The 24,350-nt window shown below is 59.9% G+C and carries 17 protein-coding genes and 2 pseudogenes; 9 read left to right on the top strand and 10 right to left on the bottom strand.

Annotated features, from left to right (window positions below):
• Positions 1-45: 45 nt before the first annotated feature.
• Positions 46-1,176, bottom strand: a complete 1,131-nt coding sequence (locus BBOU_RS04380) for a GmrSD restriction endonuclease domain-containing protein (protein WP_026503367.1) — start codon at positions 1,174-1,176, stop codon at positions 46-48.
• Positions 1,177-1,459: 283 nt separating this feature from the next.
• Between BBOU_RS04380 and murA the strand changes: the two genes are divergently transcribed.
• Together murA and BBOU_RS04370 are read left to right on the top strand one after the other, a co-directional pair.
• On the top strand, positions 1,460-2,785 hold the full coding sequence (murA, locus tag BBOU_RS04375; RefSeq protein WP_026503368.1) for a UDP-N-acetylglucosamine 1-carboxyvinyltransferase: 1,326 nt from the start codon (positions 1,460-1,462) through the stop codon (positions 2,783-2,785).
• Positions 2,786-3,245: 460 nt separating this feature from the next.
• Positions 3,246-5,654 (top strand): PASTA domain-containing protein, encoded by a 2,409-nt coding sequence (locus tag BBOU_RS04370; RefSeq protein ID WP_026503369.1) that lies wholly within the window; start codon positions 3,246-3,248, stop codon positions 5,652-5,654.
• Positions 5,655-6,207: 553 nt separating this feature from the next.
• On the opposite strand, the gene BBOU_RS04365 is transcribed toward BBOU_RS04370, so the two are convergent.
• Positions 6,208-7,065, bottom strand: coding sequence for a Cof-type HAD-IIB family hydrolase (locus BBOU_RS04365; RefSeq protein ID WP_026503370.1), 858 nt, complete (start codon positions 7,063-7,065; stop codon positions 6,208-6,210).
• Positions 7,066-7,261: 196 nt separating this feature from the next.
• Here BBOU_RS04365 and BBOU_RS04360 point away from each other — a divergent pair, with 196 nt between their 5' ends.
• From BBOU_RS04360 to BBOU_RS08870, 4 genes are all read left to right on the top strand, one after another.
• A complete protein-coding gene (locus tag BBOU_RS04360) occupies positions 7,262-8,221 on the top strand; it encodes a lysophospholipid acyltransferase family protein (RefSeq protein WP_026503371.1) in 960 nt (319 codons plus the stop codon).
• A 132-nt stretch (positions 8,222-8,353) separates the two neighbouring features.
• On the top strand, positions 8,354-9,352 hold the full coding sequence (locus tag BBOU_RS04355; RefSeq protein WP_026503372.1) for an NAD(P)H-dependent glycerol-3-phosphate dehydrogenase: 999 nt from the start codon (positions 8,354-8,356) through the stop codon (positions 9,350-9,352).
• Between the two features lie 174 nt (positions 9,353-9,526).
• On the top strand, positions 9,527-10,669 hold the full coding sequence (locus BBOU_RS04350; protein ID WP_026503373.1) for a D-alanine--D-alanine ligase family protein: 1,143 nt from the start codon (positions 9,527-9,529) through the stop codon (positions 10,667-10,669).
• A 236-nt stretch (positions 10,670-10,905) separates the two neighbouring features.
• Positions 10,906-12,795, top strand: coding sequence for a CPBP family intramembrane glutamic endopeptidase (locus BBOU_RS08870; RefSeq protein ID WP_161788251.1), 1,890 nt, complete (start codon positions 10,906-10,908; stop codon positions 12,793-12,795).
• Positions 12,796-12,896: 101 nt separating this feature from the next.
• Here the strand turns inward: BBOU_RS08870 and BBOU_RS04340 are convergent, their stop codons facing one another.
• Positions 12,897-13,679, bottom strand: a complete 783-nt coding sequence (locus tag BBOU_RS04340; protein ID WP_026503374.1) for a mechanosensitive ion channel family protein — start codon at positions 13,677-13,679, stop codon at positions 12,897-12,899.
• Between the two features lie 253 nt (positions 13,680-13,932).
• On the opposite strand from BBOU_RS04340, the gene BBOU_RS04335 reads away from it, so the two are divergent.
• Complete coding sequence (locus BBOU_RS04335) at positions 13,933-15,216, top strand: Mbeg1-like protein (protein WP_026503375.1); 1,284 nt, start codon at positions 13,933-13,935, stop codon at positions 15,214-15,216.
• A gap of 82 nt (positions 15,217-15,298) precedes the next feature.
• Here the strand turns inward: BBOU_RS04335 and BBOU_RS04330 are convergent, their stop codons facing one another.
• The 5 genes and pseudogenes from BBOU_RS04330 to BBOU_RS04310 form a co-directional block, all read right to left on the bottom strand.
• Positions 15,299-15,940: a TetR/AcrR family transcriptional regulator gene (locus BBOU_RS04330; RefSeq protein WP_026503376.1), complete on the bottom strand. Its 642-nt coding sequence runs from the start codon at positions 15,938-15,940 to the stop codon at positions 15,299-15,301.
• Between the two features lie 127 nt (positions 15,941-16,067).
• Positions 16,068-16,868 (bottom strand): putative ABC transporter permease, encoded by an 801-nt coding sequence (locus BBOU_RS04325; protein WP_026503377.1) that lies wholly within the window; start codon positions 16,866-16,868, stop codon positions 16,068-16,070.
• A 176-nt stretch (positions 16,869-17,044) separates the two neighbouring features.
• A complete protein-coding gene (locus tag BBOU_RS04320; RefSeq protein ID WP_026503378.1) occupies positions 17,045-18,490 on the bottom strand; it encodes an aspartate ammonia-lyase in 1,446 nt (481 codons plus the stop codon).
• Positions 18,491-18,797: 307 nt separating this feature from the next.
• Positions 18,798-19,970: an ATP-binding protein gene (locus BBOU_RS04315; RefSeq protein WP_033490456.1), complete on the bottom strand. Its 1,173-nt coding sequence runs from the start codon at positions 19,968-19,970 to the stop codon at positions 18,798-18,800.
• A gap of 306 nt (positions 19,971-20,276) precedes the next feature.
• Positions 20,277-20,453, bottom strand: a pseudogene (locus tag BBOU_RS04310) (MFS transporter); the annotation flags it as partial.
• Positions 20,454-20,528: 75 nt separating this feature from the next.
• Between BBOU_RS04310 and BBOU_RS04305 the strand changes: the two are divergent.
• Positions 20,529-21,392, top strand: a complete 864-nt coding sequence (locus tag BBOU_RS04305) for a tyrosine-type recombinase/integrase (RefSeq protein WP_081815559.1) — start codon at positions 20,529-20,531, stop codon at positions 21,390-21,392.
• Positions 21,356-21,658: pseudogene (locus tag BBOU_RS04300) on the top strand (FadR/GntR family transcriptional regulator); the annotation flags it as partial. The gene BBOU_RS04305 and the pseudogene BBOU_RS04300, both read left to right, overlap by 37 nt.
• Before the next feature lie 43 nt (positions 21,659-21,701).
• Here BBOU_RS04300 and BBOU_RS04295 read toward each other — a convergent pair.
• A complete protein-coding gene (locus tag BBOU_RS04295) occupies positions 21,702-22,493 on the bottom strand; it encodes a DUF4037 domain-containing protein (protein WP_003807643.1) in 792 nt (263 codons plus the stop codon).
• 216 nt (positions 22,494-22,709) lie between these two features.
• The gene (locus BBOU_RS04290) at positions 22,710-24,056 is read right to left on the bottom strand and encodes an MFS transporter (protein ID WP_033490476.1); all 1,347 of its coding nucleotides are present in this window, start codon (positions 24,054-24,056) and stop codon (positions 22,710-22,712) included.
• Between the last annotated feature and the right edge of the window lie 294 nt (positions 24,057-24,350).

The raw sequence follows: 24,350 nt of genomic DNA, 5'->3' as shown, positions 1-24,350 counted from the left end.
AACACGCTGTCCGGAACCGACCACACGGCCGATTCCGGACAGTGATCACTCACAGGCCACGCCGTCGCCGTCACGGTCGAGTTTCCTCGAATATCCTGGTTGCCCTTGATATAGCGGGGCTTTGCCCGCCGCGCGGACGGCAGAGCAGTTCTGGTAGTAAACATCTCCACCGGACTGTTGTGCTGGTGCGGGAGCCGGTGCGGCCTGTGTCTGTGCTGGCGCTGGCGCCGCTTGCGTGGTCTGGGCTGGCTCAGGGGTCTGCGCAGGCTGGCTGTCCGCTTGTGCGGAGGCGACCACGCCACCACCATCGGGCACGGTCTGCCCCGGGCATCCGGACAGCACGCTGGTCATCGCATCCTTCTCCGCTTGCGTCACCCACAGTGCGTACTTGTGTTTCACACCGATCTGTCGTGCAACATACTGGCAGCGGAACGACTTGTTCGACGGCAGCCATGATGCCGCATCGGAATCGGATTTCTGTTGGTTCGCCGGACCGTCTACCGCGAGCAGATTATACGGATCGTTCGCCAGCTGCAGGCGCTGATCGGCACTCAACTGCTGCGCCCCCTTCTGCCACGCATCCGACAAAGCGACGACATGGTCGATTTGCACGGCGGTCGACGTATGCTGTCCGCGCACGAAATTGATGGTCTTGCCGGTGTACGGGTCGTTGAGCGTGCCGGTTTTGACCACACAGTCATGCGTACCGGGTTTGAACGTCACGTTCGTCATATCACGCTTGAGGATGTCGTTGCGCGTATCGCAACCGTTATGGTCGACATCCGACCAAGCTGCACCGAACTGCGTGCGCGCATACCCGGTCTTGGGAGCACGACCCTTGACCGGCAAGGTCGCCAGCATATCAACAGCTGCCCCGGACGCGTTGGAAGACCCTGCATTGCCATCGGACTGGGCGGAAGCGTCATCCGAGGGGCTTGCGCTGGATTGCGGGGTTTCACTCGGCGAAGCGGATTCGGACGGTGTCGCGCTCGTCGACGCGGATTCGCTGGATAGCGCCGAAACGTCCGTATCGGACCCGCCGCAAGCGGACAACGGCAACAGCATCATGCCGGCAAGAATCGCAGCAGTCAGTCTGATTGCGGAACGCTCCCGGGAAAAGACGCCGCGCGTAATGCTTGTATGTCGGCGCACGCTCGCGCCGTTGGAATCCTTCATGTGATGCTCCTCCACATGCTCGTTCTCCCATTGCCGCAACGTCGTTCGGCGGCGGCATATCAGGCAATATTCTATGCCGATGGCGGCATCGCGGCCGATGTTGTCGCCGTTGTGTGGCGATTGCAGCCGCGCCGCGCCAAACGTACGATTCGGCTGGTAGCATGTTCACCGCTTATGCACAGGCGTTGTGGCACCATAGTGATACCGAATCAGTAGCGTGTCAGCGCCGGCCGCCTGTCATGATGGCAAGCGTATCCGGGCAAGGAAATCGAAAGAGGTCGACGTGGTCGAAGAGAAAGACGATGTGCTCCATGTTGAGGGCGGCAAGCCGCTCCACGGCACAATCAAGGTTCGTGGAGCCAAGAATTTCGTAAGCAAAGCCATGGTTGCCGCGTTGCTCGCGCCGGGGAAATCCGTGCTGAAGAACGTGCCGGAAATCCGCGACGTGCACGTCGTATCCGACCTGCTGCGCCTGCATGGCGTGGACGTGGACGTGGACGGCAAGAACGGCATCGTCACCATCGACGCCACTCACGTCAAACTCGCTGACGTGGCCGATGTGGACACCCTGTCCGGCTCTTCACGCATTCCGATCCTGTTCTCCGGCCCGCTCGTGCATCGCCTCGGCGAGGCGTTCATTCCGGCGCTCGGCGGATGCAATATCGGCGGACGCCCCATCAACTTCCACCTCGACACTCTGCGTAAGCTCGGTGCCGACGTTGACAAAGAACACAAGGACGGCATCCATATCACCGCTCCGAACGGACTGCACGGCGCGAAAATCCACCTGCCGTACCCGTCAGTGGGCGCCACCGAGCAGACCCTGCTTGCCGCAGTGCTTGCGGAAGGCAAGACAGAACTGTCCGGCGCCGCCATCGAACCGGAAATCATGGACCTGGTCGCTGTCCTGCAGAAGATGGGCGCCATCATCTCCGTGGACGTGGACCGCACCTTCCGCATCGAAGGCGTGGAAAAGCTCCAAGGCTTCACCCACACCGCGCTCACCGACCGTATTGAAGCCGCATCATGGGCTTCCGCGGCGCTCGCCACTCATGGCGACGTGTTCATTAAAGGCGCCACGCAGGCTGACATGATGACCTTCCTCAACGTGTTCCGCAAGGTCGGCGGCAAATTCGACATTACTGACGAAGGCATCCGCTTCTGGCATCCGGGCGGGGACCTGCACCCGGTGGCTATTGAAACCGACGTACACCCCGGCTTCATGACCGACTGGCAGCAGCCGCTCGTGGTGGCGCTGACCCAGGCGAAAGGCCTGTCAATCGTGCATGAAACCGTGTATGAGAACCGTTTCGGCTTCACCAAACCGCTGGTCCAGATGGGCGCGACCATCCAGTTGTACCGCGAATGCCTCGGCTCTCTGCCCTGCCGTTTCCAGCAGCGCAACTACAAGCATTCCGCGGTGATTTTCGGACCGACCCCGCTGACCGGACGCGATATCGACGTTCCGGATTTGCGCGGCGGGTTCAGCCATCTGATTGCAGCGCTCGCGGCGTCCGGCCCGTCCGACGTGCATGGGATTTCGCTGATTGACCGCGGGTACGCGGACTTCCGTGGCAAGCTGCTCGCGCTCGGGGCTGATATCGACTGACGCCCTATCGCCAGTTCAAACGAGCTGACGCATCTGATGGTGCCGTCCTCCGATTGTGGAGGGCGGCATTGTGTGTTTGCGGGGCGTGCGAGTGAATATCTGGGAGCTTGTGTGACCGATCAGTCACACAACGACGTGATAGCAGCGGTTGCGGAGGTGTACGGCTGTTTATCGGGGAGGGGTGTGACTGGATGGTCGCACGGCGGTGAGCATGAGCTGATCCCACATGATGACTGGACGATATCTGGACGCGGTGTCATCGAATAGTCGCATAGCAACAAGATTGGGCCGGTCTCAGGGTGGCAGTGGGGTGGTATCGCAGAGCGGTGTGATCAGCGCGTCGCAGGACACGGATGATTCCCGGCCAATGCATGCCGCGATGCTATGATGGCGCTGAACAGAGAAGTGTAGTGCCAAGAAGGGCGAGCGTTGATGCTCGTCAGGATTCAAGGCAACAGGAATGAAGGGATTCGCCATGTTCTGTGGACACTGCGGACAGAAGAACGCCGATGACGCACAATTCTGCGGGGCATGCGGCAGTCCCTTGCATCAGTCTGCCGAAGTGCAGGGCAATTCCGCCAAGCCGACGGATCGTGCAACAACCCCGATGCCTGCTCCCGTATTGCCGCCACGCCCTGAATCAGCGGCATCGACATCATCGACGCCCGGCGCTGGCACTACGCCGACCACTACGATTCCGGCGCCAGCGTCCGCCTCGCCGGCCGTGCCCACGCCAGACACGCCCAACACCGCGGCCGTACACCGTTCCAAAGCCGTCATCGCGGCGATTGTCGCGACAGCTCTTGTCGTTGTGGCCGGTATCACAGCGGGTCTGACCTACCACGCCGAACTTTGGGGTGGTAAAACGCTGCCCGATATCGCCGCGGAAACCCCGAAAACCAGCAAACAGTCAGGAAACGCAAAAGCCGCGGTCACTGCGGATTCGGTGGTCGTGAAACTCAGAGCCAGCGGCATCACCGCAATCAAAAAGCCGGAATTCTCCGGTGCTGCCAAGGGTGCGTTCCTTGGGTATGGCAATGCGAAAGCGGGCCAGCGTGTCAGCACGACAACTCAAATCACCGTGCGTGAATCCGCGGGCCCAGGCGTCCCGGCCAACATCGAACATGCGAAAGCCAGCACGGCGTTGACCACGCTCAAGACCATGGGCGTGCCGGTCCACACCAAGCAGATCGCAGTGGGTTCCTCCTCGAAGCTCGCCGGCGGAACGGTTGTCGCGACCTACCCGCTGGCCGGTCAAGCAGTCACTGATGCCACAACCGGCATCTACATCGGCATCGCCGAAAAAACCGACGGTAAGACCCCGGCTGTCCCCTATGACGCCGTCGGCACGGATATCAACAGTGTCAAAGATACGCTCGCCAAAGCGGGCGTGAGAGTTACCGTCAAACCGCATTTCTCATCCAAGAAGAACGTCGGCAAACTGGTTACTTCGATTCCGGCGCCCGGTACCGTGCTGTCCTCGGGCGAAAACGTGACGCTCTACTACGGCGTCGGTGCCGACAAGGTGCAGGATGCGACCGTAGGACAGAGCAATCTGCCGTATTTCTATGCTTCAGAACTCAATGATGCGGTGATCGGCACGTATTGCAAGAGCACCGTGAACGACGCTACGAAGGATTGCATCACGCTCGCGCAGGACGACAACGGCTCGGTGTACCGCGTCACGGCGAAAGACATCGGTACCAGCAGCGAAGGGCATACTGATCATCTGCTCGCCATGTGTTTCCCCTTCGCGGACGGCAATGCCGGAGACATCGGCACCTGCTCGTACGGCGGTTCACAGATGCCGGCAGGGGAGGGCGGCATGGCGAAACGCCTGATCGCCAAGAAGTGGGGCGCTTTCGATTTCGGTGAGCTCGGCGGCTCACCAAGCTGCGGCACCGCCACGTCGTTCTACTTCGATGAAGGCTGCAATGCCAGTAAACAGGTCGTGCAAGACTCCCGAGACATGTCCGGAGCGACCTTCGACATGCATGACTTCTACGTGTTCTTCGCTTCCAGAGCCAATCTGGATGCCATCGAGAAGAGCGGGTATTTCGATGACAGTGCGCTCGCCGCAGCCAAGAAGGGCTCGAAACCGGACATGTCCCGTCCGTTCATCCTCGCCCGTGACGCCTCACAATACGACACCACAAGCGTCCCCTACAGCAAGGCACCGGTGCCGTCCGGACAGACGCTTGTACAGGATCCCTTCGTCCCTGGGGTAGGTGAATTCTCCGCATCCGTGAAGTTCAAGCCGGCACCGACCGACGCAAACGCCTACTATCTCGTCGAATCCGGCCAGCCCGACTGGCAGAGCCTGCCTGACTGCGACGCCAACGGCAAAGTCTCCGAAGCGGCCGCCCAAGAGCAAGGGTTCTGGCGGCAAGTGAAGGGGAAGTATATATTCTCCGCTGGCGCCGGAGCATGGTCAACCATTATGACGGTTAACGCAGATGGCTCATTTTCCGCAGATTATCACGATTCCGACCTTGGGGTAACCGGCGACGGATACCCGAATGGATCCAGGGCAATCGCATCCGGCACAGGCAAATTCACATACACCAAGCGGAACAATGACGGCTCATTCAGCATCACTTGCGATACCAAAGCGTTCCATCAAGACGGCACCATCGGCGACGTGACCATCAAGGACGGTGTCCGCATAGAGACCGTCGACGGCATTTACGGGCTGACCCCATGCGGCACATTCACCGTATACCCGGCCGGATACGCGACCAGCGCATTGAGCGATGACGTGAAAGGCTGGATGTACGGCGTGGTTGGCGGTTCGCTGCCGGCGACATTGACCGGCCCGCTCATCGTCAATGACAGCGGTATGTTCGCCTTCGTCTACGACCAGAACTGATGACGAAGTGGCTATCTTCTGGCAGTATATTGAAATCTTTTTTGCACTGATTGGTTCAGAATAATGATTCAAGGATCGGCCAGATTTTTCGTTAGCCCATCGGAACTGGTGAAGCGTTTGTCGATACGAGCATCCGCCTGTTGTGTGGCTTCGACGCTTGTCAGACTTTTCCGTCTGATTTGAACGGCATACCGTTCTCACGGATGGATTGCCGCGGAAATACGCTGAAAGGCAGGTGATATTCCGGGTAGGCCATTCTGCGCGTATTGCGATTCGCTCCCGGGAGATCTCGCGCGAATCGGTCGAGAACGGGGTAAACTCCCGGATTCTTGCGGGAGTTTACGGCAGATATGCGAATACGGTGCTGTTCTCCCAAAATCGGCTTTTGGACCGTTTTTCAGAACCGCGGAATTCCAACGTTCCTGTTGGGAGATTATCTGCCAGAGCACCGGATTGCGCCAAACTCCCACGTCCCGTGCGGGAGTTTAGCCGCGAAACGCATGATTCGCCGAGTTCTCCCGCAGGAACGTCCCTTTCGGTGGCGGCAGGGCAATCAGATCAAACCAAGCCGGCTGAACGCGTGCGCGAAACCATCATCCTCCACGCTGTCGGTGACCATGTCCGCCGCCTGTTTGATCTCCTCAATCCCGTTGCCCATCGCGACGCTGGTGCCGGCCGCGAGAATCATCGCCATATCGTTGCCGCCGTCGCCGAGCGCGATGGTGTCGCTGATACTGTAGCCGAGCGTGCGCGCGACCTGTGCCACAGCAGTACCCTTATCGACGCCGGGAATCAGCAGTTCGCCATGATTGTCGGAGATTTTGCCGTACGTGCCCGACACGGTGGTGAACCACGGGCTGAGCGCTTTGCACGTGTCCTCGAACGGTGTCGGATTGCCGCGATCGGCGAAATACGAGCCTTTACTCGCCCTGATGGAAGCACCGAGGCTCTGCCCGTGCGTATCGAGATCCTCGATGACATGCCAGCGGGACGCGAATTGCGGATCCTTCCATGCGGAACCTTTGGCTTGCAGATACTGCATGTACCCGCGTGACACGTACATGCCGTCCGGCCCCTGCCACTGGTAGTTGCGGATGTCGTGCGCGAGGAAGTACGCGGTCGCCGCATCGATGGCCTCGGGGCTGATCAGATGCTCGAACAGGGTGCGGCCGTTGATGTCCGACCGCGCCCCGGCCACCGAGACCACGCCGTCGAAACCGAGGTCGAGGATGCCTTGCTCGATTTTCATGAGCGACCTGCCAGTGCAAATGAACAGCAGATGCCCGTTGCGTTGCGCCTGCCGACATGCGTCGATGGCCGATTGCGGGACATGATGGTGATCGTCGGCGAGTGTGCCGTCGATGTCAATAAACACGAGCTTGCCGCCCGCAGACGCATGATTGCCTGGCATGTCATCGCCGTTGTTTGCAGGCAGAGAATCCACTGGTTTGGTATCGCTCATATCACTCATACCGCCACCGTACCGCCCGCTGCGGTCAGAGCGAGACAATCCCACGCTTGGAATCCGCGCGTGCAGATCTCTGTGCGCGTGCAGATTCCGTCGTCCCGCCCATCGCCTTGGCCGGCGGTTGCGGCACAATGGAGATATGACTTCGAAAGGCAAACCATCGCCGCGCAGCGCGGTCAAGCCGCTGAGCGACGAACAGGTCGCGAAACTCGCGCAGCGCCATCATCTGGTCAACCCGACCAAGGAATACCCGACAGGCCCGCGCATCCCGAATGAGGCGGAAATCAACGCGCAGAATCCGAAAGCCACCGCACGCCTGCTCAAAGGCGTCTCCGTGGTCCTCAGCCAGCGCAGCAAAGTGTACGCGTGGGGTCTGGAGCACGTTCCGGAAACCGGCCCGTTCATCACCGCCGCCACGCATGTGACCATGTACGACGTCTTCGTCCCGATGATGAGCCTGTTCCACATGGGCCGCCGCCCGCGGTTCATGGCCAAAGCGGAGATGGCGCATTGGCCGGTCATCGGCAAATGGTTCCAGACCGTTGGCATGCAACCGGTTCCCCGACGTTCAGGCCAAGCGAAAGCCATCGAAACAGAATCCATCAACATCCTCACCTCCGGCCGACCGCTGACCATCTGGCCGGAAGGCACCCTCACCCGCGACCCGCAGAAATGGCCGATGAGCATGAAATCCGGCGTCGGCTATATCGCGCTCGAAGCCTCACGCCGGCTCGGCTACCAGATTCCGCTGTACTGTTCGGTCACGTGGGGGGCGGCAAGCATCAACCAATGGTGGCCGTGGCCGCGCAAGAACGTCGTCATGTGCTATGACGACCGGCTTGACTATGCCGACCTGCTCGCCACACAGGATTCGTGGGGCGACGAACCTCCCGCAGAACTCGCCCAAGCCCTCGCCGACCGCGTACGCGCCCGGATGGAGGAAATCATGGCTGAAATCCGCGGCGAGCAACCGCCAGCGGCGGGATACTGGGATTACCGCACGATGAGCCGCAAGCCGCGACCTGACATATCCTTCCACCGCGAGGACGGCGAGCAGCCGTACATCACGACCATCCCGCCCGCCGGCACACGCGCATAGACGATAGCGAGTACCATAAAGCCCAGCAATACGGAACCTGCCACACGCAGGCAGACGCCGGCGGCAAGCATCCAGCAGCCAACCGTCGCAACCACAAATCAGGCGCCACACTACGCCTGCAAGGAGATTGACATGACAAACATCACCGTCCTGGGGGCAGGAGCCTGGGGAACCGCGTTCGGCCAGGTCCTCGCCGACGCGGGCAACATCGTGACCATGTGGGCGATCGAGCCGGAAATCGTCACGGACATCCACGAGCATCACCGCAACTCGTATCGTCTACCCAGCGTCGAACAACTCCCGGCGAATATGGACGCCACCGGCGATCGCGCGCAGGCGGTGGCGAACGCGGATATCATCGTCGTTGCGATCGCGGCACAGTTCGCCCGTCTCGCACTTACTGAATTCAAGGATCTGATTCCGTCCACAGCGCTCGTCGTCTCCCTGATGAAAGGCATTGAACGCACCACCGGCAAACGTATGGACGAAGTGGTGCGTGAATCCCTGAACCTTCCCGCGGAGCGGTTCGTCGCGATTTCCGGACCGAACCTGAGCAAACAGGTCGCCGACCGTCAGCCTGCGGCCACGGTTGTCGGCTGCGCTGACATCGCCAATGCGCGAACCGTCGCGAAAGCCTGCGAAACCAAGTATTTCAAGCCCTTCGTCACCACTGATGTCATCGGCTTGGAAATGTGCGGATCATTGAAAAACGTGGTTGCGCTCGCCGTCGGCATGGCGCGTGGGGCCGGATACGGGGAGAACACCGCCGCGATGATCGAGACGCGTGGCTTGGCGGAATTGACGGCGCTCGGCAAGGCGGCTGGCGCCGACCCGAAGACCTTCGCCGGGCTCGCCGGTGTGGGTGATCTGGTCGCCACGTGTGGGTCCCCGCTGAGCCGCAATTACACGTTCGGCGCGAATCTAGGCAAGGGGCTGAGTGTGGAGGAAGCTACGAAGGCGAGTAACGGCGTCGCCGAAGGCGTCCCGACCACGGGCGCGGTGGTGGCGCTTGGACGTCAGCTTGGCGTGCCGACGCCGCTCGCCAGTGCCATGAGTGACGTGTTGGATAAGGGCATCTCCTGCGCCGACATGCTCGCTGAATTGTTCGGCGGAGCCATTACCGAGGAGTAAACCGGCGAGGCGGACCGTCGAAAGCACAGGCTGAGCCATGGCTCGCGCTATGGTTGCGGCTGGAGAACACGGAGCAATCCGATGTCCGAGGTCAATTTGAAGTCAAGGTGGGAAATGGGCTGTCTGCCGCCCGCATGACGGCGGACAATCACCCAAGCAAGGTAAAGGATGATCATGACGAAGCAACGCATTATGGTGCTGTACGGCGGCAAGGCCGACGAGCATTCGATTTCGTGCATTTCAACGGCTGGCATGCTCAATGCACTTGATACCAAGCGTTTTGAGCCGATTCCGGTGGGTATCACCAAGGATGGCAAGTGGCTGGTCGGTGGAACCGACCCGCGTACTTTCTCGCTGGACGACGGCACGCTGCCGGTTGTTGAGGCCGGAGCCGACACGCGTGAGGTTGTTCTTGACCCGGCGCTCGGTTCGAATGGGTTCTTCGCCCGCGAGCAGGACGGGTCGTTGACTTCTCTCGGCACGATTGACGCGGTATTCCCGGTATTGCATGGCCCGTACGGTGAGGATGGCACGGTTCAGGGGCTGCTTGAAATGATGGGCGTGCCGTACGTGGGTTGTGGCGTGTTCGCGTCCGCCGCCTGCATGGATAAGCATTTCACCAAGGTGCTGCTCAACGCCGCCGGCATCGCCACGGCTCCGGGGATCACCCTCGACACCCGCGATTTCGACGTCGCCGACGGGTTCGCCGCCCAAGGCGAGACGTTGATCAGCCAGGTGCGTGAAGCGGGGCTCGCTTACCCGCTGTTCGTCAAGCCGTCGCGTGCAGGTTCGAGTTTCGGCGTGACGAAGGTCGAGCATGAGGGTGATGCCGCCGAACTGGCTGCCGCGGTCTTCGAAGCTTCCCACCATGATTGGAAGGTGCTTATCGAGCAGGGGATCGACGCGCGTGAGATCGAGTGCGCGGTGTTCGCCCCCAAGCCGGGCGAGCAGCCACGCGCCAGCTGGCCGGGCGAGATCGTGCTGGATCGCCGCGACGACGGCGAGGACCAGTTCTACGATTTCGACAGCAAGTACATGGATGCGCAGGCCTCCCACGTCGAGGTGCCGGCCAAGTTGCCGGCTGAAACGCTGGAACTGGTTCGCAGCACCGCAATCAAAGCGTTCAAAGCGGTTGATGGTGCCGGCTTGAGCCGCGTGGACACCTTCGTGACGAAGGACGGTTCGGTGATGGTCAACGAAATTAACACCATGCCTGGCTTCACGCCGATCTCCATGTACCCCAAAGCGTGGGCGACGACCGGCTTGCCGTACGGCGAGCTGATTTCCCAGCTGATTGACGGCGTGCTCCAGCACTGACGTTACTGGCGTATCGCGTCGATTCGCTTACAGGCCGGTGGATGTCCGACATTTCGGAGGTCCGCCGGCCTGCCGTGTTTCGCAGGGCTTTCGTTTGGCCGGGAAAGTTATCCACAATTGCGATGCGCTGCTTGCTTGAAAACGGTGTCTTGCTACGATGAACATGTTGTAGTGCTTCCGAAGACGGTGAGTATTGCGCATGAGCTGATGAATGCCAACGAATGCAAGGGGTGCCGATGACGTGGTTTGATGACGAACATATTCAGGACGATCAGGGTCGTCATAACAGCGGGATGCCGATGGCTTCCGAACCGTCCGGTCAAGGCGATCGGCAGAACAATGACAATACCCGGCTTTCCGGGCGATCGACCATTGCTGACGTCCCGATTGAGTCGGATACGGCGGCACCGCAGCCGGATCCGTCGCAGCAGCACGATGAGAACACACTCCACCAAGACGTGCCGCAGCCGGATGCTCCGGCGCCGCACGACGGGAATATGCTTCAGCAACAGACAGCCGGGCAATCCTCGGCGCCGCAGTCGATGCAATCGCAGCCCGTGGATTCGATGAACCCGTACGTCTTGCCGCAGCAGACTATACAGTATTCCTCGCCACAACAGCCGCTGTACGCCGCACAGCCGCAGCCGGCATTCCCCGAGCCTGCAGGCAACATGCCTGCCGGTGTGATTCCGCCAGTGCCGCAGATGCCGGTTTCGCGGTATCCGCAAGCATTCCAAGCCCAACCTCAGCCGGCGATCGCGCCGACATCCTTTGTGCCACAGCAGCCGCCGTATCCAACGATGCCGCCGCAGCCGTTCCAGCAGCCGGCGATGCCACAGCAGCAAGTGCCAGTGCCTCCGCAGCCGGCGCAAGCATACCCGGCATACCAGCCGCAGCCTATCGCCCAACTGCCCCTTGCCGGGTATGGTCAGCCGCAGGTACCGCAACAGCCAGCCTATCCGCCGTATCTGCCACAGGTGTTCCCGCCGGCGCAGTTCATCCAGACACTGCCAGAGCAATGGCAGGCGGCGTGGGAGCAGAAGCGTCGTATCCAAGCCGCGAAACACGACTATTCGATGACCGGCTGGGCGCTGATCCTCATGATCGCCATCTGGCTGGTCGGTGCATCGGCGGTCACCGTCGGTGTCCTGCTTGCCTTCTCCAAGAGCGAGAGCATCCCCACGGGCCTGCTTCTGCTACTGAGCAACCTGCCGTTGTATGCGGTCGGCATGCCGGTGTCCCTGCTGGTGTTCCGCAATGTGCCAAGACTGGCGACCAAGCAATTCGACATGTCTGCCCTCACGTTCATCAAGCTGCTGATCGCCACCGTCCCGGTGATGGTGATTGGCTCGATTATCGGCAATCTCATCGCTGCTCCCTTCTCCGAAGACGGTTCGGACACGTTGGAATCCGTATTGGAGAACATGGATTACTTCTCCTTGTTCGTGCTGACCTGCGTGTGCGCCCCGATTTTCGAGGAATGGATTTTCCGCAAGGAAATCATCAGCAGAACCCGCAAATACGGTGAGAAAACCGCGATTGTGGTGTCTGCCCTGTGCTTCGGCCTGTTCCACGGCAATATCCGCCAGTTCGTGTACGCGTTCGGTTTGGGTCTGATTCTCGGCTATATCTACGTGCGTACGTCGAAACTGTGGTACACGGTGCTGATGCACGCACTGGTGAATTTCAGTGGCGGTGTCGTCTCCTTGTGGATGGCTTCGAGGGTTGATGCCAAAGCGTTCCAGCGTGCTCTGGACAAGGGCGGGTCCGATGCTCTGCTGCGTGCGGTCGAAGCGCAGCTTGGCGGTGTGATCATCTACGCCTGCTATGCGCTGGTTATGCTGGGACTGTTCATCGCCGGTATCGTGATTTTAGTGAAGGAACGCCGCAATTTCGTATTCTTCGAAGCTCCCGAGGAACTGCCGGCGGGTATGGGTGCGAAAACTGCGTTCGGCAATTCAGGCATGATTGTATTCATCATTTTCGGCGTGCTGATGACGCTCGGCTCCCTGCTGACAAGCAATATTCCCGCTGATGGTTCGTTCAATGTCGGTGACAGCGGAACCGCCACGATGCTGACGACGGCATGGCAGGCATTGCGTCTGCTGAGTACCGTCGCCGTTTGAATCGGACAGGCGGGCGTTCTGAATCGCGTTCGGCCGGTGTACAACGAATTCGTTGTACACCGGCCGAACGTCATATCATGGCTCGCCTGAACTGTAGCCGATTATTCTCCGGTTGCGGCCCGCTGCTCAAAGAAGTCCATGCCAGCCAAAGAGCGGACGGCGGCATCGCGGATGGTGGACGCGAACACGCCCGGTTTGGCGAACACCATGATCTGGCCTTCGACACCGTATGGCGAGAAACCGGTGAATTTCACGATCGGCGGGTTGCCATCCGTCGTATACTGTGCGGTTGCTTCGCCCGCGGTCGCGATCATACGCATCGACGCGGCATCTAGGTCGGTTCCGGATTTCAACGTGAACGGCACGGTGACACAGCCTTCACTTGTTGTGGTGACCCGTTCAAGCGACGACGTGTTGAGCACGGAATTGGGGATGACAATCTCGTCACCGCTACGAGCCTTAACCACAGTATGACGCCACGTGATGTCCTTGACCACGCCCGTCGTGCCGGCGACCGTCACCAGATCGCCAGGCTGGACCACTTTGCCCAGCATCAGCCCAAACCCGCCGATAATATTCGCGATAGTGTCTTTCATGCCGAGCGAGATGGCGACACCTCCGACACCAAGCGCAGTGACCAGTGTGGTCGGATTGATGCCGAACACCGGTTGCAGCACCATCGCCACGGCGATTGTCCAAATCAGGACGCGTGCCAGGTTGATGAAAATCGAGGCGCTCGGCACTTGCGAGCGGTCCAGCAGCGTGCGCAACGCACGGCTGACCAGTTTTGAAATGACGACCGCCGCGACGAATACGGCGGCCAGCCAGATCAGCTTGCCCGCGTTATCCCTAAGCCACGCGAGCGTGTATTCGACAACACTCATGATTCCTCCGATTCTTCCGGATTGACGCCTTGCGACGTTCCGCCACGTCCAATACGGATAAGCCGTGCATACGTGTTCCCGCCGGCGCTGCCGATACGTCCCCGGCCCGTTCAGTATCATGCGCCATGATTCCATGGGCATCCGCATGATTGCCTGCGATTCGCACAGAATCGTCGTATTGCGGGCCGCATGATGGCTGTGAATCGCCGGGAAGCGTGCCGGAACTCGAGCAAGATTCGATTACGATGATGGTATGGGCAACATCGTTGATTATGTGCGCACTGATTTCCGGTCGTTCGCCGAGCACCCGTTCACCGCGGTTGACTCGCTGGTGCTCAGCGAATTGTCGTATATCCGGTTCCCGCTGGTCGTTCCGGTGTTCGGGGTGGCGAAGTCAGTGGATACGGTGCCGGTGGGGGCGTTGCTGCGTGCCGAGGATTTCCCTTCGATGTTCTCCTCGGACTCCCAGCAGGTCAACAGCGCCCGGCTTGATCTGCTGGTCGCGGTCGCTGAAAGCCCACGGTTCCGCGGCATGCGGGTGGGGGAGTATGCGCAGCGTGATGACCAGGCACGCGAACAACAGTTCGCCGCAGTGACCTTCGACATGGGTGATTGCACGGGAATCCGCTCCACGTATGGTTCCGGCGGCCTACTGTACGTCGCGTTCCGCGGTACCGACGGGACGCTGCTCGGCTGGAAAGAGGATTTCAACATGGCGTTCCGCTGCCCGGTACCATCCCAGGATGCGGCGGCGGACTATGTAACTTCGATACTGGACCGTTCCGCGGGCGTACCCGGCGGTGAAGCTCCCGGCATCATGATCGGCGGGCACTCCAAGGGCGGCAATATGGCGGTGTATGCGGCAGTCCATGCGGCGGACCGCGACCTTCGCCTTATGCAACGCCGGGCGGACGAATCCGGTGACACGCAGCTTCCGGCAGTCACCGCCACGGCGAACGATTCCAGCCGTGACGAGCATACTGCCAGCAGGTATGCGGTGCGGATTCGCCACGTCTTTTCCCATGACGGTCCGGGATTCCCTCGACGCTTGCAGACCGCGGCGTTCGACGCGATGGCGTCGCGTGTTTCAAAAACCGTTCCGGAATCATCCGTGGTGGGCATGCTCATGGACGATCATTTGCCGTATCACGTGGTCAAAGCCGACGCTGTGGGCATCATGCAGCATTTGGGCGTGTCATGGCAAATCCAGGATGGTGAATTCGTGACGGCTCCCGGCCTGTCCGCGACGGCGCGGTTCGTCGGCAGCACGGTGAACGCGTGGATGCTTGGCATCGATCCGGCTGACCGCAAACGGGTCCTCGATCAGCTGTACGTGATTTTCTCGGCACCGGGATACCGCAGTTTCGGTGAGCTTGCCGACAACTGGACCACCGCAGTGCCGAGTATCGTCGCGGCGACACGACAAACCGATCGGGACACCAGGCGTCTGGTCGCCGGCGTGCTTGCCGCACTCCCCGCGACCGCTTGGCACAACCTGCCGCAAGTGCCGCAACTGGTGATCGACTCGCTCCGGTAACCGGCCGGAGCGCAAACCGGTCATGGGCCGTGGGCCCATATTCGCGGATCCCGCGGTCTTATCTCCGGCCGGCATCCGTCGGTTATTGGATTCGCGGTGCCACAGACGGGTTGAATACGCGTCGCCAATAGCCGAGCATGTCGGTTTTCGACAGGCTTAAATACATGCTCATCGCCAATGCGGCGGCATCATCGTTCAACAGGTCTTCCGTCTCAATATGATCGGACAATTCCGGCCACCGTCGCAAAATGGCGAGCATCCCGCCGATCGCAAACTCCAGCATGAGATCAGTCTGCAGATCAAGATGCTCCGCGTCAATCTGCAGAATACTCATCAGGTTCATACGCGAAAAATCGCGGAGCGAAGCCAGCAATTCAGCCGAACCATGGGCGCCGGTGACCAGGGCGAGCCGGTCAAGACGCTCCCGCTGTCCCGGCGTTTGCAACAGTTTGGCGATGTTGGTGCGCCAAGCGGTCTCCGGATTGGTGTTCGGTCGTGGCAACGACACCGGCGTGTTTTCCACCATGTGCAGAATCGCCGCATCGGCAAGCTCAGACAGGCTGCTGAAATGATAGTAGAACGAATTACGATTGACGTCGGCTTCCCGCACGATATCGGTAACCGTGATTTTGTGATAGTCGCGAGAGGCCAGCAGCTCCCAGAACGCGTTTTCCATGCGTTCCTTGGCGGGAAGGATTTCCGAGTCTCGACGTGGTCGTGGCATGCGTGCCTTCCTTTCATGGATGTGCGGCGTGCGGCCGCGAACATGTGCATCATTCTTGCATCATTGATTGACGTTGGCAACGTCGGCAACGGATGCAACGCTCAGCGCCAGACACCCCGGCGAACCATCATCGGGCGTCCTGCCCGTCAGCATGGTCGCGTCGCGAACGCCGGGCCTCCATACGCTCGCGCAACTGGTCGACGATGGTGTTGTCGCGCACCGAACGCATACCGGGGAAGGCCTGCATCAGGCGACGCTGCTGCCAGTTGAGCGTGTGGGCGATATGCGTGTCAAGCATGGTTTGCCGGCGCTCTTCGAAATGTTCGTTCGCCGCCACGACGCGATGGTCAAGATTCGCAACCTGCTCGGCATGAAGCTTGTTGACATCCTCACTGATGCGCTTGAGCCGGGTATCAAAACTCCACGAGGATGCGGCCGTCAGCGAGGCGTCAACCGCCAGCAGCACCGCAATGCACCCTGATATCACGTTGAGCACGGTCGGCGACCATTGGCTGATCATCCCCATGAACCATGGTTGAACGAACAGTTTGACCAATGTCGCTCCCGCCCCGAAGGCGATGAACCCGTTAAGATATACGCGACCGTTGATATTGAACGGCTTGTTCGTATAATCCCAAAGCCTGACATGATGGAGCCGCTCAATGACGTACGAGGAAACATATTCCAATGTGCACGCCACAACACCACTGCTGAGGAACAAGGCGACCGGATTGTTCACATCATGCAACAGCACCAACACCAGCAACGCGCCAAAACCGTAAATCGGGCACAACGGGCCGATCAGCACACCACGATCAACAAACCGGCGTCGGACGACAATCGACAGACCCGTCTCCCAAATCCAACCGATACAGCTGTACAACGCCCACGTGAGGAACACAAGCTCCACGAACTTCAACATTGGCATGTCGCGTCTCCTTCCATCACCGTCCGCGCGGCAAACCGCGCATCATGCGTGCGGCAAACGTAACCCAGTCTAACCGTCGGCAGATGAAAAGGCTCCCGCCCACGGAAATCCCTCCGGACGGGAGCCTCATTATTCGCGAGGAATACGCGAAAGCAAACAGTTGGAAACGACGGCGATCAGGCCGGATCGCCACTCTGCTCGCGGCACGTCTGACCCAAACGGCGAGACAGCGTGATCGGGTCAAGCAGCTGGTCGAGCCGCCCGTCCGGCATGTCCGTGCGCTCGCCAGCTACTTCGCGCACGGTACGCTTGGTGCGCAACGCTTCCTTGGCGATGGCAGCGGCGCGCTCGTACCCGATTTCACTGTTGAGCGAAGCGGAGATGGATGGCGATTCAGCCGCAAACTGGCGCCCCTGCTCGAGGTTGACGGTGATGCCGTCCACACAGTTGAGGCGGAATGTGCGCATCGCATTGCCCAGTAGGCGGATGCCTTCCAGCAGCGTGTGCACGGCGACCGGTTCGAAGGCGTTGAGCTGCAGCTGACCTTCGGCGCACGCCCAGTTGACGGTCGTGTCCATGCCGAACACGGTGAAGCAGCACTGGTCGACGCACTCGGGGATGACCGGATTCACCTTGCCCGGCATAATGCTCGAACCGGCTTGACGCGGGGGAACATTGATGTCGTTGAACCCGCAGCGTGGGCCGGAGTTGAGCAGACGCAAATCGTCCGCCGCCTTCTTCAGATGCACGGCGAGGTTCTTCAGTGCCGATGACGTGTTCACGAACGCGCTCATATCGCTGGTTGCGGCGATCGGGTCGGGGGCGGCGGTCACCGGGTATCCGGTGATTTCGCCGAGATGCTCGATGGCGGATTTGCGGAAGCGGATATCCGCACAAATGCCGGTGCCGATGGCGGTGCCGCCCAGGTTCATCACCGCAAGTTCAGGCTCCAGCTTGTCGAGGGATGCCTTGTCGGCTTTGAAATATGAGGCGAACGCGTGGAATTCCTGACCGTATGTCATCGGGACCGCATCTTGGAGCTGTGTGCGGCCGATAGTCACGTCGTTGATGTGCTTGTCGGCGAGCTTGTGGAAGGCACGGGCGAGCAGGCGGCATTCCTCGATCATCGGCTTGAGTGCGGTGATCAGGGCGAGACGGCATGCCGCCGGGTACGTGTCGTTGGTGGACTGCGACTTGTTCACATGGTCATTCGGGTGGATGTACCCGTAGTCGCCGCGCTGGTGACCGGCGAGTTCGAGCGCACGGTTGGCGATGACCTCGTTCATGTTCATGTTCGTCGAAGTGCCGGCGCCGCCTTGACGCACATCCACGGGGAATTGGTCGGCGAGTTCGCCGGCTTCGATGTCGCGGCAGGCCTGTCGGATGAGCTCAGCGCGCATCGGGTCGATCAGTCCGAGCTCCTCATTGGCGTCCACGCATGCGCGCTTGACCTGCGCGTATCCGGCGATGAGTTCCGGATGCCTGCTGATGGGCGTGTCGGAAACGGGGAAGTTCTGGATGGCGCGTTGCACGTTGATGCCCCAGTACACGTTCGCTGGAACCGGCATTTCGCCGAGGGAATCGTGTTCGATGCGCGCCGGGCCGCTGAACGGCAACGGCATATGGGATACGGTTGCGTCCCGAGGGTCGCGGAGTTGTTCTGTCGCGTCTTCGCTGACTGCCGCTGCGGCGGCTTTTGCGTCGGCGTCGTGCCCGCTGTTGGCCGGCGTCGTTGTGATGCCGCTGATGGCGGTGTCCGCGACATCCGCGGTGTCAATGGTGTCGTTGCTGGTAGCTGCTGTATCCATGGTTTCACCCTAGGCTTTCTTCGTTACCTATGATGCCGCATCGTAACACGACACGCCTGAAGCTGAAACTGCGCGGAAACGTGTCCGGGTGCAGGTGGCCGGTGGGGTGATGTTGGGCGGGTCATCGCACGTCGGAAGAGTATCGCAGGTACTGTGACGCCGGCTGGAACATCGCCGATTGCGCCGCGAACCCTTCGTCGCCTCGATAAATGACGAACCGATGTTCGGCTGGGATGTCCAGCATCGTTCCGACGGTTGACAGATGACGGGCGAAGGTGAGTCGGGCCGTTTGTCCGGATTTGATTTCGATGAGTTTCGGCGATGATTGATCCGTCAGATCCATGAGATCGACTTCGACCTGGTTGGAATCACGGTAGAAGCACAGTTGCGGTGTTTGCGCGTGGTTGTAGTAGTGCTTGAGTGTTTCTTCGATGATGAGGTTTTCGAATACGTCCCCGCGTTTATCGCTCGTGTTGTATTGTTCTGTTGTCGTGATTCCGAGAAGATGGCAGAGCAGGCCGGTGTCGTAGAAATACAGTTTCGGTGTTTTGATTAGCCGTTTGCGCGCGTTTGATGCGTATGGCGGCAGACGGAACACGATATAGCTGGATTCGAGCAGCGACAGCCAGGCGCGCGCGGTTTTGAACGAGATGTCGGCTTCCGCGGCGAGATGCGTGATGTTGAGCAATTGGCCGGTGCTGTTGGCGCACAGTTTCAGGAATGTGCGGAAAGTCGTGAGATTGTCCGGGCTGACGATGCCTGAGACGTCACGCTCGATATAGGTCGCGATATAGCTTTGGAAATAGATGTTGAGCGGGACATCCACCTCGTACAGATGCGGGTAACCGCCGCGCACGGTGAAATCGTCGACCGTGAGTTGGCTGGATGTCTGGGATGCTTCAACGAAGCTCAAAGGAAGCAGTTGCAGCAGCCCGACGCGTCCGGCGAGGGATTCGTCGATATTGTGCAGCAGCAGGAAATTCTGTGAGCCGGAAAGCACGTATTGGCCCATGTCATGCCGTTCATCGCCGGCTGCTTGTATTTCCGCGAAAATGTCCGGCGCGTATTGGGCTTCGTCGATGAACAGATGGCTCGGGCGGGAATGGATGAAGCCGACGGGGTCTGTTTCGGCGCTGATTCTGAGATTACGGGTCTCAAGGTTGAGATAGGTGAAATCCGGGAAGGCATGCCTGAGCAGGGTCGATTTGCCGCTTTGCCGGGGGCCGGTGACTGAGACGACGGGGAACCAAGTCGCCATGCGTTGGGCCATCGTGGACAGTGTGCGGGGAATCATGATGCATGCTCCTTCCTTGGCGAAGCGAACCGTGCACATGCGATCGCGATTATGCAGATTCGGTAGTGGAAGTCATGATAATCCGGTAGTCAACCTTATGCAAATCTGGTAGTGAGAGTTATGCAGATTCGGTAGTGATGGCACAGGAACGTTGTAATATAGCCGATTTCAGATGCGAACGAATCGTTGGAAAAGGTGCTGTAATTATGGGAATCCGGCTGTCTCATCGAAGCATTCGGGCACCGAAGAGACAGCCGGTCAGGCAGCAGAATCCGTGAATCCGCCAAACGGTGGTATGGACTCGCGTCATGCCGCGGTTTCGCTTGCGGCAGCCGGGTCGTGCTGCAAGACGAGGAACACCAGCGCCACCACAAGCAGCACGCCGATGGACAGCACGCCGAGCGACGCATTGCCGGTGACCGATGTGGTCGCCGCGACGATGAAGGTGCCGAGAATGCTCGCGGTCTTGATTAAACTATCATAAGAATAGCTAGAATCGTTGAAATACAAGGCTTCTGCTGTGTTATTCTGGCTGTGTTACACATTCATGTTACACAGATGGCGGTTGGTATGGCACGGAAAAGCATCAAAATCCTGAACGGCAGAGCGAGCGCGTTGCCGCCTACCGAGAAATTCCCGAGATGGCGCGTGATATGGACTGACCCGGTTACCGGCAAGCGTCGGCAGACCAGTGGCGGAGACAGCCTCGACAGCGCCAAGGCCAAGGCCGCCGAGATACTGGGCGACTACGTTCCGGATTCGGAGTCCGGCGTGCGCCCTCCGACTTTCGATGAGTGCTTCCATTCGTGGATGGACGCCAAGAAGCCCCAGATCGCCGAGCAGACGGCCGCCAACTACGTCTACGTCTACCAGCGCTTCATCAAGCCGGAAATCGGCGAACAGTCCATCACCGCCATCGGGCAAAGATCCATCCGCGCCATCCAAGTCAGCGGCGTCGAGTTCCCAATACTCGTCAAGCGCATCATCAAGGGCGTCTTCGAACAGGCCGAAAACTGGACCCATCGTCCGGCCGACCATTACGCCGACTGCATCGTCATCAGATCCAGCCGCAACGAAAAACGCAGGGACTACGTCGCCAGAGGCGACATCCCGTCCTCCAAACTCGTCGCCTCGTTCATCATCACCGCCTACGGCACGCTCCAGCAGAATCCGCTGGACGACCCGACCGTGACCGTCTGGAATCCCGAATCCGCCACCCACAAACGGTCCGCGCGCCGCATGTCCTTCGCCCCGGGCCTTGGCCTCACCCAGCCGGACGACACCTGCTTCAGGAACGGAGTCCCGTTCGAGACCATCTACCCGGATTATCAAAAACCGGAGGAAATCAAGGATGACGCCAATCGCCACGCCACCCGATTGGCCTTATCGCCGAATCAAACGAAGAGGGGGCTGCCGGCCTGACCAAATTCCACGATCTGGACGTGGAATTCCATACTTTGATACTGCGCGAAAGCGGCAACGAACTGTTCGCCGCGCTTGCCGACACCATCGCCACCGTGCTGCGCGGCCGTGTGGAACTCGGCAAATACCCGATGAAGCCGAAGCCGGCCGCGCTCGACGCGCACGATGCGGTCGCCGACGCGATAGCGAAGGGCGATCCGGAACGTGCGCGCAAGGCCATGTTCGACATCGTCGACGAAGTGGCCCGCGCGCTCAACTTCTTCTAAAACCAATCGCTACCGGCGTCGAACCGCCGGATTCGCGGTCAAATCACAGGTTCGCGTCGACCGTCTGACGCAGGTCGTCAACGATTTCGCCCAAAGTCTCGCTGAACACCGCCTGATCGGCGTACATCGAATCGAACAGCGTATCGATGTTTTTGCGGAAATCCTTCGGCAGAATGGCGCAGTCGCGTTCGGCGAGCTTGTCGAGACGCTTCTCGCCGGGATGCGTGCGGCGGTTCAGCGCGAATAGCACATCGAAATACGATTCCATGAACGCGGCCATGCGATGGTTGACCGCGATTTTGTCGCCTCGGCTCGCGGCCTTGCGGATCTGTGCGTCGTACGACGGCAGGTTGCCGGTAAGCAGGCGCATGTTGCGATTGATGATGTTGCGGCGCAGTTCCTCGGGGAACGGCACGTCGAACCGCTGTCGGGTCGCGGCGTACTGGCCGTCGCGGTCGAACAGCACCTTGCTGGTGAGCATGTTGTGCCACATGCACGTCGTATAGCCGTTGCTGGCCTGGAACCGTTCCACCACGTCGGCGACATTGGCTGCGAACTGGTCCAGATCGCGGTACAGCACGTCGATATTGGTGCCGTCGTTCAGCGTGCAGTCGTCTTCGGTCTCCCAAAAATCGTTGTCAATTTCCATATGGCTGCAATAGTTGCGCAGCAGCCTGCGGCGGCGTTCGGCTGATACGGGCGCGGTGACGTACACGTAGACGTCGTAATCGGATTTTTCATCGTTATCGCCGGTGGCGCGTGACCCACCCAACGTGATGGCCTCGACTTCCGGCCATGCGGACACTGCTTCGACTAGTTCATTTGCCAATGACATCGTTTACCTCTTTCTGCGTCATTGCTGGAGCGGCGCTACGTTGCGCCACGGTGTGCAAACGATGCCAGTTTACCATACCAGATGGTAACTGTCGAAGTTGTGCCGGCCTACGCGGTTTCCCGCAGGCCGGCACGGCGCATTCCGCCGAACGACGATTGTCAGGCGGAATGCTATCGAGCGATCGCTGTCGAGCGGAACGCTGTCGGACGGCAGCTGTCAGTCGACGGTTGCGGCTTCCGTCGAACCCTTGGTCGGATCCTTCTGCAGAAGCAGGAAGACGAGCGCGACGGCCAGCAGAATGGCTATCGACAGCACGCCGATCGACGCGTTGCCAGTCAGCGACGTCGTGGTAGCGACGAGGAACGTGCCGATAATCGATGCCGTCTTGCCGAAGATGTCGTAGAAACCGTAGTATTCGTTGGCGTGCGACTTGGGGATGATTTTGCCGTAATATGAGCGGCTGAGCGCCTGAATACCGCCTTGGAACATGCCGACCAGAATCGCGAGAATCCAGAATTCGGTGGCGGAACGCAGGAAGAACGCCGCGAAACATACGATGTCAAGATACGCGATGATCGCGGCCATGATCATCGGTTTGCATCCGAATCGCCTGGCAAGCCGCCCGTAGGCGATTGCGCACGGGAAGGCAACGAACTGGGTCGCCAGCAGGGCAAGCACCAGCTGCGTGGAGTCGATGCCAAGCTGCGTGCCGTATGACGTGCTCATCGAAATCACCGTGTTCACGGCATCGATATAGAAGAAGAACGCGACCATGAACATCCACAGCGGTTTGTTGCGGGAAATCTCGCGGAAGGTGTACCCCAGCTCGGCGAATGTGCCGTGTACGGCATCGCGCATATGGTCTGCGGTTTCACGATAATGCGTCTGGCGGTAGCTGCTGATCAGCGGGATGGTGAATGCCGCCCACCACAAGGCGGTGATGATGAAGCTCGCGCGAGTGCAGGCCGCGGTGCTCCACCCGAATGCCGAAGGGCCGGCGAAAATCAACGCTATGCAGGCGATGAACGGGATGGTTGAACCGACGTACCCCCATCCGTAGCCGTGTGAGGAGACTTGATCCATGCGGTCATTGGTGGTGGTGTCGATGAGCATCGAATCATAGAAGGTCAGTGAGCCGTTCAAACCGATGGTGGCAAGCATGCACACCGCGAGGAATGCGACCCAACCCAAGGGGAGCGCCATCGCGCAGCAGGCGAGGACGCCGGTGCCGAAGAAACCGATGAAGAACTTGATTTTCATGCCTTGTACGTCGGCGATGGAGCCGAGGATCGGCATCAGCAGCGCGATGATGAGGGATGCGATGGTCTGCATGTAGCCCCAGGTTGACACGATATTGGATTCTCCGGCGGCTTCGAGCAGGGAGTTCGCGTAGATGGGGACGACTGCCGTGGATAGCAGGACGAATGCGGAATTGCCGACATCGTACAGGATCCACTGCTTTTCACGGCGGTTGAGATGATTGGCGCTGGTCTTGGCGGTGCGGGCGGTTACCGGGGCGTTAGCTGCCGGGGTATCATCGGCCGGGGAAATGCTGTCTGACAAGGTGCTGTTCGTTGCGCCGACCGATGGTGATGGGTCGATGCGTTGACTGCCGGGGATCGCTGCATCCAATCTGGTGAGATGCTGTGTTCGGCTTTGCAGCGTTATGCCAGTGATTGTTGTGTTGGCTTGTCGCTGCACTGTGTCAAGGATATCGGTCATGGCAACTCCCATCTGTCACCAAGAAGGGTATGTTTGTGCAAACAACGGATGGGGTGCAACGGGTGAACTGACCGTGAATAATGCGTGATTTTTGGGTGCGCCGCTCCCCGGCAATTCGTCCCGCGCTATCGTCTT

The sequence above is a fragment of the Bifidobacterium boum genome (assembly GCF_000741535.1).
Classification (GTDB): Bacteria; Actinomycetota; Actinomycetes; order Actinomycetales; family Bifidobacteriaceae; genus Bifidobacterium; species Bifidobacterium boum.
Note: the sequence above shows the minus strand (reverse complement) of the source record. Positions and strands in the feature narration are given on the sequence as shown.